General features: G+C 50.6%; 14 protein-coding genes. 11 read left to right on the top strand and 3 right to left on the bottom strand.

Translation table 11 applies throughout. The features are described 5' to 3' along the window. Nucleotides 1-164: 164 nt before the first annotated feature. Together FHP88_RS14035 and FHP88_RS14030 are read right to left on the bottom strand one after the other, a co-directional pair. Nucleotides 165-1,070 (bottom strand): DNA-binding response regulator, encoded by a 906-nt coding sequence (locus FHP88_RS14035; protein ID WP_144359719.1) that lies wholly within the window; start codon nt 1,068-1,070, stop codon nt 165-167. Continuing rightward, nucleotides 1,060-4,455 (bottom strand): ATP-binding protein, encoded by a 3,396-nt coding sequence (locus FHP88_RS14030; RefSeq protein ID WP_144359718.1) that lies wholly within the window; start codon nt 4,453-4,455, stop codon nt 1,060-1,062. Before FHP88_RS14030 ends, FHP88_RS14035 begins: the two co-directional genes overlap by 11 nt. 223 nt (nt 4,456-4,678) lie before the next feature. Between FHP88_RS14030 and urtA the strand changes: the two genes are divergently transcribed. The 11 genes from urtA (at nt 4,679) to ureG (ending at nt 15,400) form a co-directional block, all read left to right on the top strand. After that, nucleotides 4,679-5,968 (top strand): urea ABC transporter substrate-binding protein, encoded by a 1,290-nt coding sequence (gene urtA, locus FHP88_RS14025; protein ID WP_144359717.1) that lies wholly within the window; start codon nt 4,679-4,681, stop codon nt 5,966-5,968. A gap of 131 nt (nt 5,969-6,099) precedes the next feature. Continuing rightward, complete coding sequence (urtB, locus tag FHP88_RS14020; RefSeq protein ID WP_144359716.1) at nt 6,100-7,707, top strand: urea ABC transporter permease subunit UrtB; 1,608 nt, start codon at nt 6,100-6,102, stop codon at nt 7,705-7,707. Nucleotides 7,708-7,710: 3 nt separating this feature from the next. Further along, on the top strand, nt 7,711-8,799 hold the full coding sequence (urtC, locus tag FHP88_RS14015; protein WP_144359715.1) for an urea ABC transporter permease subunit UrtC: 1,089 nt from the start codon (nt 7,711-7,713) through the stop codon (nt 8,797-8,799). Then, nucleotides 8,796-9,626 carry an urea ABC transporter ATP-binding protein UrtD gene (urtD, locus tag FHP88_RS14010; RefSeq protein WP_144359714.1) on the top strand — a complete coding sequence of 277 codons (831 nt, stop codon included), beginning with the start codon at nt 8,796-8,798 and terminating at the stop codon, nt 9,624-9,626. Before urtC ends, urtD begins: the two co-directional genes overlap by 4 nt. A 14-nt stretch (nt 9,627-9,640) precedes the next feature. Further along, nucleotides 9,641-10,336, top strand: coding sequence for an urea ABC transporter ATP-binding subunit UrtE (urtE, locus tag FHP88_RS14005; RefSeq protein ID WP_144359713.1), 696 nt, complete (start codon nt 9,641-9,643; stop codon nt 10,334-10,336). Then, nucleotides 10,336-11,184, top strand: a complete 849-nt coding sequence (locus tag FHP88_RS14000) for an urease accessory protein UreD (RefSeq protein WP_260843318.1) — start codon at nt 10,336-10,338, stop codon at nt 11,182-11,184. Before urtE ends, FHP88_RS14000 begins: the two co-directional genes overlap by 1 nt. 16 nt (nt 11,185-11,200) lie before the next feature. Further along, nucleotides 11,201-11,839 carry an urease subunit gamma gene (gene ureA, locus FHP88_RS13995; RefSeq protein ID WP_144359712.1) on the top strand — a complete coding sequence of 213 codons (639 nt, stop codon included), beginning with the start codon at nt 11,201-11,203 and terminating at the stop codon, nt 11,837-11,839. 3 nt (nt 11,840-11,842) lie between these two features. Beyond that, nucleotides 11,843-13,546, top strand: a complete 1,704-nt coding sequence (gene ureC, locus FHP88_RS13990) for an urease subunit alpha (RefSeq protein ID WP_144359711.1) — start codon at nt 11,843-11,845, stop codon at nt 13,544-13,546. 65 nt (nt 13,547-13,611) lie between these two features. Next, nucleotides 13,612-14,076 carry an urease accessory protein UreE gene (gene ureE, locus FHP88_RS13985; RefSeq protein ID WP_186297731.1) on the top strand — a complete coding sequence of 155 codons (465 nt, stop codon included), beginning with the start codon at nt 13,612-13,614 and terminating at the stop codon, nt 14,074-14,076. Continuing rightward, a complete protein-coding gene (locus FHP88_RS13980) occupies nt 14,027-14,746 on the top strand; it encodes an urease accessory protein UreF (protein WP_260843317.1) in 720 nt (239 codons plus the stop codon). Before ureE ends, FHP88_RS13980 begins: the two co-directional genes overlap by 50 nt. Before the next feature lie 12 nt (nt 14,747-14,758). After that, nucleotides 14,759-15,400, top strand: a complete 642-nt coding sequence (ureG, locus tag FHP88_RS13975) for an urease accessory protein UreG (protein WP_144359708.1) — start codon at nt 14,759-14,761, stop codon at nt 15,398-15,400. Nucleotides 15,401-15,426: 26 nt separating this feature from the next. On the opposite strand, the gene FHP88_RS13970 is transcribed toward ureG, so the two are convergent. Further along, nucleotides 15,427-17,313: a methyl-accepting chemotaxis protein gene (locus FHP88_RS13970; RefSeq protein WP_144359707.1), complete on the bottom strand. Its 1,887-nt coding sequence runs from the start codon at nt 17,311-17,313 to the stop codon at nt 15,427-15,429. Nucleotide 17,314 lies beyond the last annotated feature (1 nt).

Below are 17,314 nucleotides of genomic sequence, written 5' to 3'. Positions count from 1 at the left end.
CGTTACTATTGATCATGAGGGTTACCTCTTTGTGTTTCGATTGAAAGTTCGCACTTCCATCAAAACTGGTAACCCTCTCTTTTTCAAGCGAAGTGTCAGATCAAGTCTGAACTACTACAGTTGAGCTTAAGTAAGTGCCATTCGGCCCAGCGTTCTTTTTTATCTTATACCGACATACCTAACAGGGATTGAATGGCAATCGAAGTGGCGGCCGCGCGATTATCTACCTGGATCTTACTGTAGATCTGTTCCAAGTGTTTATTGACCGTGCGTGGACTCAGCGTCAGTATCTCACCGATCTCACGATTGGTCTTACCTTGTGCAACCCAGAGCAACACCTCGGCTTCACGCTTCGTCACAGGCAGCGCAGCCTCGAGCACTGATGCATCAAGCAACTGATGTTGATCCACAATACGCAGCAGGTGTTCATCAGCGTGTACTGCTTTGAAGTAGCGGATAATCAGCGGGTGCTGTGGGGTATGAATAATCAGATCCTGCATCTGACCCTGGCTGCCTAACCAAGCCATAATATCACTGCTAAAACGAAACTCACCCACAGCTACCTCAATGCCATTACCCGCCAGCAGCTCCCGCGCTTCCGGAGTTGTCCACAACACCTCTCCTCTCCCATTCACTGAGATCACATGTTGTCGTGCAGAGTCCAAGGCCGCGCGCGCATCACCAATCAGATGTGCACTGCGCACGTGAGCCGTGATGCGTGCAAGTAATTCATCGGGATTAAGCGGTTTGGTGATGTAATCAGTCCCACCATGATCAAATGCTTTTACGATATGCTCAGGATCGGTTAAACCCGTCATAAACAAGATAGGTGTTAAAGGAAGCAGATTACGCATCTGCCGGCAGCTTTCGAAACCATCCATCACCGGCATCACTGCATCCATCAACACCACATCTGGCTGTATTCTTTCGACAATGTCCAGCGCCTGCTTTCCATTAAGTGCTACAAGAACAGTGTACCCTCCAGTCTGCAATGCCGTATGAATCATGCCCAGAGAATCGGGCGAGTCATCGACTACCAATACAATGGGATTACTTCGATCAAGTGGCATAATTGAACGCTCTGATAGTACGGATCAGTCCTTCCAAGTCACAGGCCTCGGCGCGAGATTTGAGATAGCGCAGATGAGTAGAATTGCTGTATCTCATTTCCAGCTCATCCAATTTTTCCAGTACCCCATTGAGGTAGCCAATTTTCGCCATGGATATCAATTCATCCAGATCGGCTCGTTGAGGTGCACTCTCCTCTGCTTCCGAAATAGCCAGTATTTTCTGTGATGCGTCCACAGCGTCCAGATCAAAAACCCACTGCAGATTCAAGGCCGCACCAATCTTTTCTAGCAGGCTCTCCAAATTAATCGGCTTAATCAGATACTCATTATGCAGTCGGCTGGTGAATTCTTCACGTTGAGTTTCTATTGCATTACCCGAGAGCATAAATATCGGTGCATCTACACTGCGGCTGCGCAGCCTCTGCGCAAGCTCCCAACCATCCATTAATGGCATACGCACATCCAGCAGGAACAGATCGATAACGTTCTCTTCAGCAAGCTGCAATCCTTGTTGCGCACTCTCCGCATCAAGCAGGGTAAATCCTAGCGGGGTCAGGAAATCACATATTAGCGCACGATGCCAAGGCTCATCATCCACCACCAGGAGTCTTTTTCGTTCTCCGGTATAGCCAAGTATGCGTTGTTTAGAAACAACCGGACGGGTAGGTTTATAGACAAAGGGCAACATGACGGCAAACGTAAAGGCACTGCCTTGACCGAACTCGCTTTTAAGGGAGAGGTCGCCACCCATTAAGGTGCAAAGCAGTCGTGAGATGGTTAGTCCCAAACCGGTACCCGTTACAAAGCGCGTCTCTTCATTCTGGATACGCTCGAATGGGGCGTAGATGCGTTCCCTGTCCACCTCTTTAATACCAATACCCGTATCATTAACAAAGAATTTCGCTACCTCGTTTCGATAGCTGATGTGAAATTGCACCTTACCAGTCTGGGTATACTTGACAGCATTGGAAAGCATATTCATAAGAATCTGTCGAAGACGCTTTTCATCAGTCAGTACACAGTTGGGGAGATCAGCATCACACTGATAATCAAACTGTAAATTCTTTGACTGAGCCTGCACGGTGAAGGTCTCAGCCAACTGATCAACTAACATGCGCAGATTCACTTCATCACGCAGTATGTCGATACGCCTGGCCTCAATTTTTGAAATCTCCAGTAATCCCTCAATAACATCAGAAAGGTGTTCACCATTGCGATGGATCACCTCGGCCGCCTTACGATTCCGTGCCGCTAATTGCACATCGGCTTTCAATAACTGTGCATAGCCCAGCACCGTGTTAAGCGGTGTTCGCAACTCATGACTGACGCCCGACAAGTACCGGCTCTTTGCCTGATTGGCGGTCACGGCCACCTCTTTGGCATCCTGTAGTTGCCTGGTTGTCTTTTTATGTGCGGCGACCTCTTGGTGCAGCTGATCTGCGCGATGGAGTGAATCATCCAGCGCCTTTCGTTTACTATCCTGTGCCAATACGTAGAGCCATACCAGCACGCCATTAACAATAAACAGCAACAAAAATGTCTTTTTCAATGCAGCCCCTGCAATCGCCGCTTGTTGAACTGAAGCATAATCACCGGAGCGATAGACAATGTAGAACAGTCCGGCAATGAGTAAGCTGGTCATCACCAGGATCACAAGGAAATGAACCACCGTTGGATTAAACGGTAACCGGCGCACACGGGGAAAAAGCCGGGTAATGAGTTGGACCAATTGTGCCTGCAGATGGGCTTTTGGCCTGCAACGGTCACGGCAACTGGCGTCAAGGGCACAACAGAGCGAGCAGATATCGCCCCCATAAACCGGGCAATCGATCATATCCGGGCCTTCAAAACTATTCGCACAGATTGCACAGTGCTCCGCGTGATGCGTGTCTGTGTGGTTATGATCCCTCACAAGGTAGTAGCGCCCACCGGTAAAAAAGGCGATAAGCGGTGCGGTAATAAAGGGGATAAAAAGAGAGATGAAGGGAGAAAGCGCCTTCACGGTAGGGCCAAGCATGCCAAGCTGGCCAATGATGCCGACTAAAGAGGCAATCGCCATGGAACCCACCCCTACCGGATTGATGTCGTACAAGCGGCCGCGTTTAAATTCCATGTGTCTGGGCCGCAAACCCAATGGGCGATTGACCACCAAGTCGGCCACGAGTGATCCCATCCAGGCCAGTACCAACGTAGAATAGGTAATCAGGATATTTTCAAAGGCCTGATACAACCCCAACTCCATCAACAGAAGCGCAATGGCGACATTGAAGAAGAGCCAGACTATTCGACCTGGGTGGTGATGGGTAATACGCGAAAAAAAGTTGGACCAGGCGAGTGATCCTGCGTACGCATTGGTCACATTGATTTTGAGCTGGGAAATGATAACGAAGGTAGCCGTCAAAACCAGCGCCACCTCTGGATGAACGGTTATATAGCTGAAGGCAACCCGATACATATGCGAGGGATCATCGGCAAGTTCAGCAGCAACCCCTTGCTGGATCGCCAGCACCGCGAGAAACGAACCTGCCAGTAACTTGATCACGCCGAACAGCGTCCATCCCGGCCCTGCAAGGGTAAGTGCCAACCACCATTTACCCGAACCCTCCTGCTCCTTCGGTAAAAAGCGCAGAAAATCCACCTGTTCACCATTCTGGGCAATCAACGGAAAAATGACCGCGGCCGCTGCACCAAACAACAGCAGGTTGAAGCCGCCTTCACCTGCCTGGTCAAGACCGGTAAATTCAGTCCAGTCCCTAACGGCCTCACCATGGTGATAAAGAATGAACAGCAAGGGCGCGAGCTGCAGCAATAACCATAAAGGTTGTGTCCACAACTGAAAACGACTGATCCGGGTAATGCCATGGGTGGCCAGTGGAATGACGATCAAAGCACTGATGACATAGCCCCATGCCAAGGGAATGCCCAGCAGCAGTTGCAGGGCCATGGACATTATGGCGGCTTCCAGTGCAAAGAAGATAAAGGTGAAAGAGGCATAGATCAGCGATGAAATCGTTGATCCGATATAGCCAAAACCAGCGCCACGGGTGAGCAGATCAATATCCAATCCTGATCGGGCGGCATGGTAACAAATGGGTAGCCCAAACAGGAAAATGAGGGCGCAGACCACAGCAATGGCCCACACGGAATTGGTAAATCCATACTGCAGCGTGATCGCACCGCCGATCGCCTCTAAAGCAAGAAAGGAGACAATACCCAAAGCGGTATTAGCCACGCGTGCATCTGACCATTTTCGTGCACGAGTTGCGGTATAACGCAGCGCAAAATCTTCCAACGTTTCATTGGCTACCCATTGATTGTAGCGGCGCTTTGTTGGATTGATCACTGGGTGGGTAGCCATCTTGTGCTTCATCTCGTCGCTTTTCATTTTGCAATGCACCTTTTTGGGGCAGCACTACACTAAATTCCCGCTGATGGGGTGACCATACGTCATTTGACGTATGCCGCTGGGCTTAACGCCGAATGGTGGTTCCAGTTCCCTCGGTAGAGACTAGACCTGCAAAAAGCTGGCGCCCGGTATACCCGGAGTGAGCAATTCCAGTGCCAAATTCATGCAACACATCACTTCTAAAGATTGTGGAGAGTACGAGATGAAAAAAAGTTATCTGAAAAGCAGCCTGATTTCGATGGCTATCGCCCTAGCGGGCATCAGTAATGCGCAGGCTGCTGAGACCATCAAAGTGGGAATCCTGCACTCCCTGTCCGGCACCATGGCGATCAGTGAAACCACACTAAAAGACACGATGTTGATGCTGATCGAAGAGCAAAACAAAAAAGGCGGGCTGCTCGGCAAACAACTGGAACCTGTAGTGGTTGACCCTGCATCCAACTGGCCTCTGTTTGCAGAAAAAGGTCGTGAACTACTCAGCCAGCATAAAGTCGCCGCCATATTTGGTAACTGGACATCGGTTTCAAGAAAATCGGTACTGCCGGTTGTTGAAGAACTGAATGGGTTACTGTTTTATCCAGTTCAGTACGAAGGTGAAGAGTCCTCCAAAAATGTCTTCTACACCGGAGCGGCCCCCAATCAGCAGGCCATTCCTGCCGTTGACTACCTTATGAATGATATTGGTGTAAAACGTTGGGTGCTGGCGGGTACAGACTATGTCTATCCCCGTACCACCAACAAAATCCTCGAAGCCTATCTGAAAGCAAAAGGCGTGGCGGATAAAGATATCATGATCAACTACACCCCATTCGGTCATTCAGATTGGCAATCCATCGTTTCCGATATTAAGAAGTTCGGCTCCACGGGTGTGAAGACCGCTGTTGTCTCCACCATCAACGGTGACGCTAACGTCCCTTTCTATAAAGAGCTGGGTAACCAAGGCCTCTCTGCCGAGGATATCCCTGTGGTTGCCTTCTCAGTGGGAGAAGAAGAGCTTTCCGGCATCGATACAAAACCACTGGTTGGACATCTCGCCGCCTGGAACTATTTCATGAGCGTGGATGACGAGGCCAACAGCAATTTCATCAGCGAGTGGAAAGCCTTCATCAAAAACGATAAACGTGTAACCAACGATCCAATGGAGGCACACTATATCGGCTTCAATATGTGGGTTAAGGCCGTTGAGAAAGCTGGCACGACGAATTCAGATGCTGTTCAGGAAGCCATTATCGGCGTCTCTGTTCCCAATCTGACCGGAGGCTACTCATCCATGCTGCCTAACCACCATGTGACCAAGCCCGTGCTGATCGGTGAGATTCAGGGTAACGGTCAGTTTGAGGTGGTATGGCAGACGTCAGGATTGGTTGCAGGTGATGCTTGGTCAGACTACCTCCCAGGATCGAAGGACATCATCTCCGACTGGAGAGCGCCACTATCGTGCGGCAACTACAACGTAAAAACGGCCAAATGTTCAGGCCAGAATTACGAATAACTTTCACTACCAGCGTTTGTTATGCAAGCCGGTCTGGCATGGCCGGCTTGCTCAAACCACCCACGAACACAGTACTAAAACGCTGAGTTTTACTTCTGAGATTCAGTGACACAGACTTAACGAGTAAACCTATGGCGAAGCTAATAACGTGGATACTGCTTATTATAGGTATCACTGTGGTATCGCTTAATCCAACCTACGCAAGTGGCCATCCCATAGCAGATGCGGCAGAGTTACTTAAATCTAAAAAGTTTACGGATAAGTACCGAGCAATTGAATTACTTGAAGCGGAGGGAAGCGAACAGGCCGAAAAGATACTGATCGCCCTGCAGGAAAGCCGCCTTTACTATCTTAAGCGAGACAAAAAACTCATCATACTTGCACCAGATGCAGAGCCTCTTACTGCAACCAATGCACTTACCCATGAAGACATCGGACCAATCAAAAAAAGCGCTGCCAAGAAAATCTCACTGAATAACAGAATGCGCAGTCAAATCCGCAATGTATTGGCCATGATGGATCTGCGTAATCCCCTTGCCGATAAGCGTTTAGCCGCAGTCAATCAAATGCTGGATAACCCCTCAGCGGAAAGTGCGACACTGATACAGACCCTACTCATTGATGAACAAGTTCCTGAAATTCGTGAGGCGATGGAAATTGTCATCGCCCTGGGAAAACTTACCTCGGGAGACAAGAATGAACGCCTCACCGCAGTAGCAGTCCTTGATGGAAACATACATCCCGCTGTCCGTAATGGCCTGAGGAAGCTGCAACAGCAGACGACTGACAAGGCCTTTGCTGCCGATATTAAACAAGTGCTTGATAACATCCAAGCCAAGTTGCAGCTATATAGTCTGGTAGAAAATATATTTTTTGGACTCAGCCTCGGATCGGTTCTGGTATTGGCAGCCATTGGCCTCGCGATTACCTTTGGTGTTATGGGCGTCATCAATATGGCCCATGGGGAATTGATCATGATTGGCGCCTACACCACCTATGTCATGCAACTGCTGTTACCCAATGACATTGGCCTCTCTTTATTGCTCTCCATACCCGCCGCATTTGTCATCTCTGGATTGGTTGGCATTGCGATCGAGCGTGGCGTGATCCGTTTTCTTTATGGACGTTCACTTGAGACATTGCTGGCCACTTTTGGTATCAGCCTCATTCTACAGCAAACCGTGCGTACCATTTTCTCACCACTTAATCGTTCTGTCGAAACGCCAACATGGATGAGCGGTAGCTGGGAGATCAACAGTGCGTTATCACTTACGCTAAACCGACTTTACATCATTGCATTCTGCTTGTTGGTATTCGGTGTTTTATATCTGGTATTGAAAAAAAGTGTGCTGGGACTTCAAGTGCGAGCAGTCTCGCAGAACCGCGCCATGGCCCGTGCCATGGGTGTCCGTTCCGAATGGGTTGATGCCATGACCTTTGGCCTGGGCTCAGGTATTGCAGGCATAGCAGGTGTTGCTTTAAGTCAGCTGACCAATGTAGGACCCAATCTCGGGCAGGCCTACATTATCGACAGCTTTATGGTGGTCGTATTTGGTGGTGTGGGCAATCTATGGGGGACACTGGTCAGTGGTATGGGACTGGGCATTGCCAACAAGTTTCTTGAACCCTGGTCGGGTGCGGTATTGGCCAAGATCCTGGTACTGGTGTTCATTATTCTCTTTATTCAGAAACGGCCCAGGGGACTGTTCCCGCAAAAAGGCCGGGCGGCCGAGGGTTGAAGCATGCGTATTATCAACCTCATAAAACACGATCGTGGTGGCCAGCTGTTTCTTTCCGTGCTGGCTCTGGCAACCGTACTGATTCCTTTGCTGAATCTACTGTTGCCTGAGGGGCATCCACTGCACATATCGACTTACACGGTCACACTGCTGGGTAAGTACCTCGCCTTCGCACTGCTGGCAATTGCCGTGGATCTGGCCTGGGGTTATCTGGGCATCCTTAGTCTTGGCCACGGCGCTTTTTTTGCGCTCGGCGGCTATGCCATGGGTATGTACCTGATGCGCCAAATTGGCGACCGTGGCGTCTATGGTGATCCCCTGCTACCTGACTTTATGGTCTTTCTGAACTGGGACGCCCTCCCCTGGTTTTGGTACGGCTTTGACATGTTCTGGTTCGCCATACTGATGGTAATGGTAGCACCTGGGTTGCTGGCTTTTGTTTTTGGCTGGCTGGCTTTTCGCTCACGCGTCACCGGCGTCTATCTCTCTATCATGACCCAAGCATTAACCTATGCCTTAATGCTCGCCTTCTTCCGCAACGAGATGGGCTTTGGTGGTAACAATGGATTGACCGACTTTAAAGAGCTGCTTGGTTTTAATCTGCAGGCCGACAGCACGCGTATTGGTCTGTTTATCGTCACAGCACTGATGCTTGCCCTTGGCTATATCATTTGCCGCGCTATTGTTACTTCACGATTAGGACGGGTTGCCGTGGCCGTACGTGATGCCGAGGACCGTACGCGCTTTATCGGTTACCGGGTCGAACATGTAAAGCTGGCCATCTTTACTTTTTCCGCTGTACTGGCCGGTATCGCGGGAGCGCTCTATGTCCCTCAAGTGGGCATTATCAATCCCGGAGAGTTTTCCCCACTCAACTCTATTGAGATGGTTATCTGGGTAGCCGTTGGTGGTCGGGGCACGCTCTATGGAGCCGCTGTCGGGGCACTCATGGTGAACTATGGAAAAACCTATCTGACTGGCGCACTACCGGAGGTCTGGCTGTTTGCATTGGGCGCACTCTTTGTACTGGTCACCATTCTCCTGCCGAAAGGTGTGATTGGTCTGATGAAACGAAAAGAGGCGCAATCATGAACTCATTGGATAATCTTCGTGAAGTGATGCGACGGGATCGAGTGTTTGACTTTATGTTGCAGACCACGGGTCTTGAAGTAGACCTGAGCCATGGCACCATTCTCTACCTTGAGGATATCTCGGTCAGCTTTGATGGTTTCAAGGCTATTAACGATCTGAATCTCTATATTGATGCCGGTGAGCTGCGTTGCATTATTGGTCCCAATGGTGCGGGCAAAACCACCATGATGGACATCATCACCGGTAAGACCCGGCCGGACAAAGGCAGCGCCTTCTTCGGACAAAATATTAATCTGATGCAGTTGAGTGAACCCGAGATCGCCCAGGCCGGTATCGGTAGAAAGTTCCAGAAACCCACTGTATTTGAATCCCACACAGTGTTTGAAAATCTTGAACTCTCCATGGCCGGTGATAAACGTATCTGGCCTACCCTAACGGCACAACTTAACGGTATACAGCGGGATAAAATCGACGAAGTTTTAGAGATCATCGCACTGCAGGAACAGCGCAATCTCTATGCCGGCGCCCTCTCCCATGGCCAGAAACAGTGGCTTGAGATTGGCATGTTACTGATGCAAAGCCCAAAACTGCTGTTAGTGGACGAGCCGGTTGCCGGTATGACACATCAAGAGATGGATCGTACCGCTGAACTGCTGACTTCACTTGCGGGAACCCACACTGTCGTCGTCGTAGAACATGATATGGATTTTGTTCGCTCCATTGCCCGTAAAGTCACCGTGTTGCATCAGGGCAGTGTACTGGCCGAGGGCAGTATGGATGAAGTTCAGGCTGATCCACGTGTTATCGAAGTCTACTTGGGCGAATAGCGAGGCCGGGAAACATGCTCAATATTGAACAAATCAATCAATTCTACGGCGAATCACATACGCTATGGGATCTTGACCTGCAGGTAGTCGAGGGTAAATGCACCTGCCTGATGGGCCGTAATGGTGTGGGTAAAACCACTCTACTCCAGTGTGTCATGGGTTTGTTGCCCATCCGATCCGGCGAGATCCTGTTCGAGGGTCAATCACTCAACCGACAGATTGCTGAACGCAGAGCCCCTCTGGGTATCGGTTATGTGCCACAAGGCCGGCAAATCTTCCCGACGTTGACAGTAGAAGAAAACCTGCGCATTGGCCTGCCAGCACGAAGGGAAAAGAGCCAGCAGATTCCCGAATTCATTTTTGAACTTTTCCCGGTATTAAAAGAGATGCTTGGACGTCGCGGCGGTGATCTTTCCGGTGGTCAACAGCAACAACTGGCCATTGGGCGTGCCTTGGTTATCGATCCAAAACTATTGATCCTTGATGAACCGACAGAAGGGATTCAACCCAATATCGTCCAAGAGATCGGCGACATTATTCTTCGACTCAATCGTGACATTGGCCTAACTGTTTTGCTGGTGGAACAAAAACTTCCGTTTGCACGTAAAGTTGCCGATCACTTTTGCATTCTTGATCGTGGTCGCAATGTGTCTGCCGGCGCAATGGGTGACCTCGGTGATGATTTAATTAAACAGTATCTGACGGTCTGATGGTCGCGCACTCCTCAATCCCCGCCAACGCTATAAAAAGCAGTGACTGGCTGGCCCAGTTGCACCTTGGATTCAGCAAGATCGCAGGAAAGACACACCTCGTAGAGCGTCATCGCAAAGGACCCCTGACTGTTCAACGGGCACTCTATCCCGAACAAGATCTGTGTCATGTTTACCTGCTGCATCCACCCGGCGGCGTTGCCGGTGGCGATCAGTTACACATCAACATTGATGTCCGTAAAAAGTCCGCCGCCCTGATTACTACACCTGGCGCAACCAAGTTCTACAGAACCAGTGAAGCCTGGTCATCACAACATCAAACGCTCACGGTATCTGATGGCTGTCTGGAGTGGCTGCCGCAGGAGAATATTTTTTTCCCGGGGGCAAAATCAGAATTACATACTACCGTTCATCTCAAAGGCGATGCGACCTTCATCGGCTGGGAGATCAACTGTCTTGGACGACCCAGCGTGCAAGAGTCCTTCGATCATGGCGAAGCACGCTTCCGCTTCAGCCTATTTCGTGATGGCTTGCCGTTACTGCATGAACGGCTGGTGATAAAAGACCAGAAGGATCTCTTCTCATGCGCCAAACTGAGGGGCCAGCCAGTGTTCGGAACGCTCTATGCCACAACTCAGGAAACCGGCCTTGTAGAGTCAATTCGCAGCCTGGTTCCAGAACACCATAAACATGAGTTGGCTATTACCCTGATAGACGGTCTATTGATTGCACGCTACCTGGGCGATTCAACGGAATCAGCCCGCACACTTTTTTGCGATCTATGGAAAGCATTAAGACCGGCCGTGGTCAAGCGCCCACCCTGCACCCCACGTATCTGGCATACATAACACCGAGGAGTCTTGCATGGATCTCACACCAAGAGAAAAAGACAAACTGTTACTTTTTACCGCCGCTCTGCTGGCAGAACGCCGCAAGGCAAGAGGTGTGAAACTGAATCACCCCGAGGCGGTTGCCTATATCAGTGCAGCGATCATGGAAGGTGCACGGGATGGCAGGACTGTTGCCGAGTTGATGGATTACGGCCGCACGCTACTCACTACCGAGGATGTCATGGAAGGTGTCGCCAGCATGATCCATGACGTACAGGTGGAAGCCACTTTTCCCGATGGCACCAAGCTGGTCACCGTACACGACCCGATCCTGCCAACAAAGGATATTCAGACAGACGCCATCATTCCAGGAGAGATCATCGCTGAACCCGGCAATCGAGAACTTAATAGTGGTAGAGAGACAGTGTCGCTTTCAGTGGCCAATACGGGCGACCGCCCAATCCAGGTGGGTTCCCACTACCACTTTGCCGAAACCAACCCGGCACTGACATTTGACCGCGGCATGGCCTGGGGATTTCGACTGGACATTGCCGCCGGTACGGCCGTTCGGTTTGAGCCTGGCCAAACCCGTCAAGTGACCCTGGTAGCTTATGCAGGCGACCGCAAGGTCTACGGTTTTAACGGTGCCGTGATGGGCAACCTGGAGGATTAATCAATGGCAATCATCAGTAATCAAGCCTATGCCGAGATGTACGGTCCTACCACCGGCGATCGCGTACGGCTCGGAGACACAGCACTGCTGATCGAAGTGGAACATGACCATACCCGCTATGGCGACGAAGTAAAATTTGGCGGAGGAAAAGTGATCCGCGATGGCATGGGCCAGGGCCAGCGCCCCGCAGATGAGGTGGTGGATACCGTCATCACCAATGCGCTGATCCTTGATCACTGGGGCATTGTCAAAGCCGATGTAGGTATCAAAAACGGTCGCATCTGTGCCATTGGCAAGGCCGGTAATCCAGATATCCAACCGGGTGTGAATATCATCATTGGCGCCGGTACCGAAGCGATAGCCGGAGAAGGCAACATCCTTACGGCAGGGGGTATCGATTCCCATATCCACTTCATCTGTCCACAACAGGTGGACGATGCACTGATGTCAGGCGTCACTACCATGCTCGGGGGTGGCACCGGTCCGGCCACGGGTACCAACGCCACCACCTGTACACCCGGCCCCTGGCATATCCATCGCATGCTGGAGTCAGCAGAAGCCTTGCCCATGAATATCGGTTTTCTTGGAAAGGGCAATGCCAGCCTGCCCCTCCCCCTGGAAGAACAGGTAGTGGCCGGAGCTATTGGTCTTAAGCTGCATGAAGACTGGGGCACTACACCGGCCACCATTGATAACTGCTTGACGGTGGCTGATCAATTCGACGTACAGGTTGCCATTCACACGGACACACTGAATGAATCTGGCTTTGTTGAGCACACGCTGGCGGCAATGAAGGGCCGTACCATTCACACCTATCACACCGAAGGCGCAGGTGGCGGGCATGCACCTGACATCATCAAGGCATGCGGTCAATCGAATGTATTACCCTCCTCCACCAATCCAACACGCCCTTATACGATCAACACCATTGATGAACATCTCGATATGCTGATGGTCTGTCATCACCTTGATCCGAACATAGCAGAAGATGTGGCCTTTGCAGAATCACGCATCCGTCGTGAAACCATTGCGGCTGAAGATATCCTGCATGACCTCGGGGCATTTTCCATGATCGCTTCTGACTCCCAGGCGATGGGACGTGTGGGTGAGGTGATTACCCGTACCTGGCAGACAGCGCACAAGATGAAAGAACAACGCGGGAGCCTGGCGGGTGACAGCGCCAGAAATGATAACCTTCGGGCCAAACGTTATATTGCCAAATACACCATCAACCCGGCGATTACCCATGGCATTTCACATGAAGTTGGGTCAGTAGAAGTAGGCAAGCTGGCCGACCTGGTACTTTGGAAGCCAGCTATGTTTGGTACCAAACCGAGCCTGATCATAAAAGGCGGCATGATTTCCGCCGCACCCATGGGTGATCCCAACGCCTCCATTCCCACACCACAACCGGTGCACTATCGACCCATGTTTGGGGCATTGGGAACGGCCCGTCTCTCCACGCGCATGACGTTTCTCTCACAGGCGGGATATACAGCCGGTATTTCGGAACAACTCGGGCTCAGGTCACTGATTGGTGTGGTGAATAATTGTCGGACAGTCACAAAAAGCGATATGCGGCTGAACAGTTATCAACCTGAAATTGAAGTGGATCCACAAACCTATCAGGTAAGGGCAGATGGGCAATTACTCACCTGTGAACCGGCAGAACGCTTACCTATGGCGCAGCGCTACTTTTTATTTTAGCCCGACAGGTAAATCGACAGTTAGGTTGCACAATTCCAGATCAACACATTGAGTAGAGATTTATTATGATTAAGCTCACTGAAAAAACCATCAGCAGCGACCAATTCGATGCCACGCTCACTCTCCCCCTGCAGCATCGCATCAAAAGCCGATTGCGGGTGACTCTGGATAACGGGCAGGACGCCGGGCTTTTTTTACAGCGCGGTACAACGTTGAAAGATGGCGAAATGTTACGTTCCGAAGATGGCCTGATCATTCTAGTCAAAGCGGCTGAAGAGCCTGTCTCATCCATCATGAGTGATGATGCACATCTGCTATCGAGAGCCTGTTATCACCTGGGTAATCGTCACGTCTCAATACAAATTGAACCAGGGCGCATCAGCTACCTGCACGACCATGTTTTAGATGAAATGCTGCGTGGACTGGGGCTTGAAGTAACCGTCTCTACCGCACCCTTTGAACCTGAACCGGGTGCCTATGGTGGCAGTGCAGAAAAGGGACATCAAGGTCATCACCATGGTCACCACTGATTGTACGCTTGCGCAATTGCGGCTACTGCATCTCGTCAGTCCATCACTGCCCATTGGTGGATTCACCTACTCACAGGGTTTGGAGTGGGCTGTTGAGTGCGGCTGGGTGACAAACGAAGCACAACTTATGGAATGGCTTGACGACCTATTGACCACCAATATGGTGCACTTGGAGATCCCCATTCTTGCCCGTCTCTATAAGGCCATTGATGAAAAAGAGTTCGAGGCGCTGACCTATTGGAGTCACTATCTGATCGCATCCCGGGAGACACGGGAACTGCGGGAGGAAGAACGCAATCGTGGCCGGGCACTGGCAAGCCTGTTACCAAAACTGGGCATTGCAGTTCCCAAAGAAATAGCGCCTCTGATCAAAGGGTGTCAATCAACAGGATTCGCCCAGGCCGCGCACTTTTGGAACATCCCCCTTGCGGCGGCGGCAGCTGGTTTTATTTGGGGCTGGCTTGAGAATATCACCCTGGCCGGAGTCAAGATCGTGCCACTGGGACAGACCGCGGGACAGAAAATCATTGCCCAATTGACGACCCACATCCCAGACATTGTTAAGACCGGTCTACAAATAGAAGACGATTCCATCGGTAACGCTTGTCCAGCATTGGCAATTGCCAGCACCCTGCATGAAACTCAATACACCCGTATTTACAGATCCTAAAGAGAGGTCACTATGAAAACGACAAACACACCTTTGAGAATAGGCGTCGGCGGCCCGGTGGGTTCTGGTAAAACCGCACTGCTGGAGGTCCTGTGTAAGGCGATGCGTGATCAGTATCAACTTGCTGTAGTCACCAATGACATCTACACCCAGGAGGATGCCAAGTTCCTCATGCATAATAAAGCACTGGATGAAGCGCGCATCATTGGTGTAGAGACAGGCGGCTGCCCCCATACGGCCATCCGGGAAGATGCCTCAATGAACCTGGCCGCCGTTGAAGATCTCTGCGAACGTTTCCCCGATCTGGATATTGTTTTCATTGAAAGTGGTGGCGACAACCTCAGTGCCACCTTCAGTCCTGAACTGGCAGATCTGACTATTTATGTATTGGACGTTGCCGAGGGAGAAAAAATGCCGCGCAAGGGAGGCCCTGGCATTACCCGCTCTGATCTGTTGATCATCAACAAAATCGACCTGGCCCCCTATGTCGGCGCATCGTTGGAAGTCATGGAGCAAGATACACTTCGCATGCGCAAGACAAATCCGTTTGTCTTTTCAAATATGAAGACAGGCCAAGGCGTACAGGAAATTATAGACTTTATCGAGCATCGTGGGATGTTGACAGAATCTAAACCTGAGTGTTGTGCCGTTTGAAGGTAGCTTTTTAAAACTACCATTGCTCAGGTCTTAAACATGCCAGTAACCGCGCGTAACGTCTCGGCCTTCTCTGCAACAGCATGCGTCGTTTGGGCGATATCACTGGCAGCACCCTGACTGTCACCGACTTCCGCCGCAACCTGTTCAATACTTTTGCTGATCTCACGAATGGTCGCGCTCATCTGCTCTATGGCCGTGGCAATCTGTTCTGTGCGCTCTGAGGCCTTTGCCGTTTGGATCCTGATCTCCTCCATAGAACTCTTGGCCTCTTCGCCAAGAGTGACGCCTCGGGCAGCGGCCTGTTGACCATGATCCATGGCCTCCATCGCATCACGACTGCCACGCTGTATCTCTTCTACAGCTGTAGTGATTTGCGTAGTCGCCTGTACTGTCTTGGTGGCCAAATTGCGCACCTCGTCAGCGACCACAGCAAATCCGCGGCCCGCATCTCCAGCACGTGCAGCTTCTATCGCTGCATTAAGCGCAAGCAGATTGGTCTGTTCTGCAATCTCATTGATAACATCGACGACCATACCAATCTGATTTGAGCGATCTCCTAGCGCATTGACCATATCCGCAGCACCATTGACCACCCGGGATATATCCTGAATAGCCTCTTCGGTACGCCCGACCAAACGGGTACTGTCTACGCCCGCATCAGAGGTCTTCTTGGCTGATCGATTGAGATCATTGATTGTTCTTGCCACTTCATTGGCGGTAACACTCATCTCCTCAGAAGCTGCAGCGACCTGTTGTGTCTGATCAGCAATCTGTTGATTAACCGAGACTAACCGTGCTGTTGAATCGGTCAGTATTTGTGAAACCCCGGCCATCTCGATACTGGCATCATCCGCTTGATGAACTACTTGGCCTAGACGCGCTGCCATACCATTGGCCGCGAGTACTAGCTGGCCGAATTCATCCCGGCTCTTTTCATAGCCAGAGAGTCTGGCGGTCAAGTCGCCTTCAGCAATCCGTGTGAGGAGATCAACTGTTTCAGAAAGCCCTTTAGTAATAATTCTACCGATGGCAAAAAGTAGCATTACGAGCAGTACGGCGGTGATGATTGCGGCTATCACCAGCGTATAACGGGCATCGCTGCTTACCTTGTCTGAACTGTTCCGTGCAGTCGCCAATAGCTCTTTATTAATAAATGCGGCGGCATCTATAACAACACTTTCGATCTTAGGGAGTGCTGCCAGTAGGGATTGATCAATAGATTTTAGTTCAGTATAGCTTTCCAATGCCGGGCCATAAGCAAGTGCATAAGCGTCCATACCTGGCATAAAGGTCTCTTCAAACTCTAACTCGACAATCAGATTTTTAAGTTCATCCATGGCTTGGTTAAACAGCGTCCCATCCGAAGGTTGACTGCTGCCAAGATTATCTTTCTCGACCTCTATCACTTTTGCCAGCGTCCGTTCCATTTCCGAAAAGCCTTTGACCAGTGATTCAGCAGCGGCGGCCTTTTCACGCACAACACCCAGCAAACCGGATGCATCATTCAATCCCAGCGTCATTCGAATTTGATGCCATTGCACAAGCTGATCCAGATAGCGCTCCAGAAGCTGTTTCATTCCATCCAGTTTTCCACTCAGTTCAGCAGAGTTGACCAATTTTGATATTAGCGCTATCTGCTGTTTTTGTTCTTTCTGAAGCTGCTTAACACTATTCAAATAATCCGTTGCATTCCCCGTATTAAGACCCTGTTTTTGCAGAGTCAGGGTAAGCACCTCTGCCTGTATACTGGCAATGACTTGTGCAGCCTGTTGTGATGAAGCCAGGCGATCAGACGCCTTGTTCATGTCATCCAATACACCAAAGGTCACCACACCCTGTATTGCAATACCAAGCAAGGTAAAAACGATCACCAGTATAAGTTTATGTTTGATTGTGAGTCTGCTATGCATA

It is taken from the genome of Sedimenticola selenatireducens (genome assembly GCF_007625115.1).
In the GTDB taxonomy this organism is placed as follows: Bacteria; Pseudomonadota; Gammaproteobacteria; order Chromatiales; family Chromatiaceae; genus Sedimenticola; species Sedimenticola selenatireducens_A.
The sequence above is the reverse complement of the archived record's forward strand: the minus strand, read 5'-3'. Positions and strand labels throughout refer to the sequence as shown.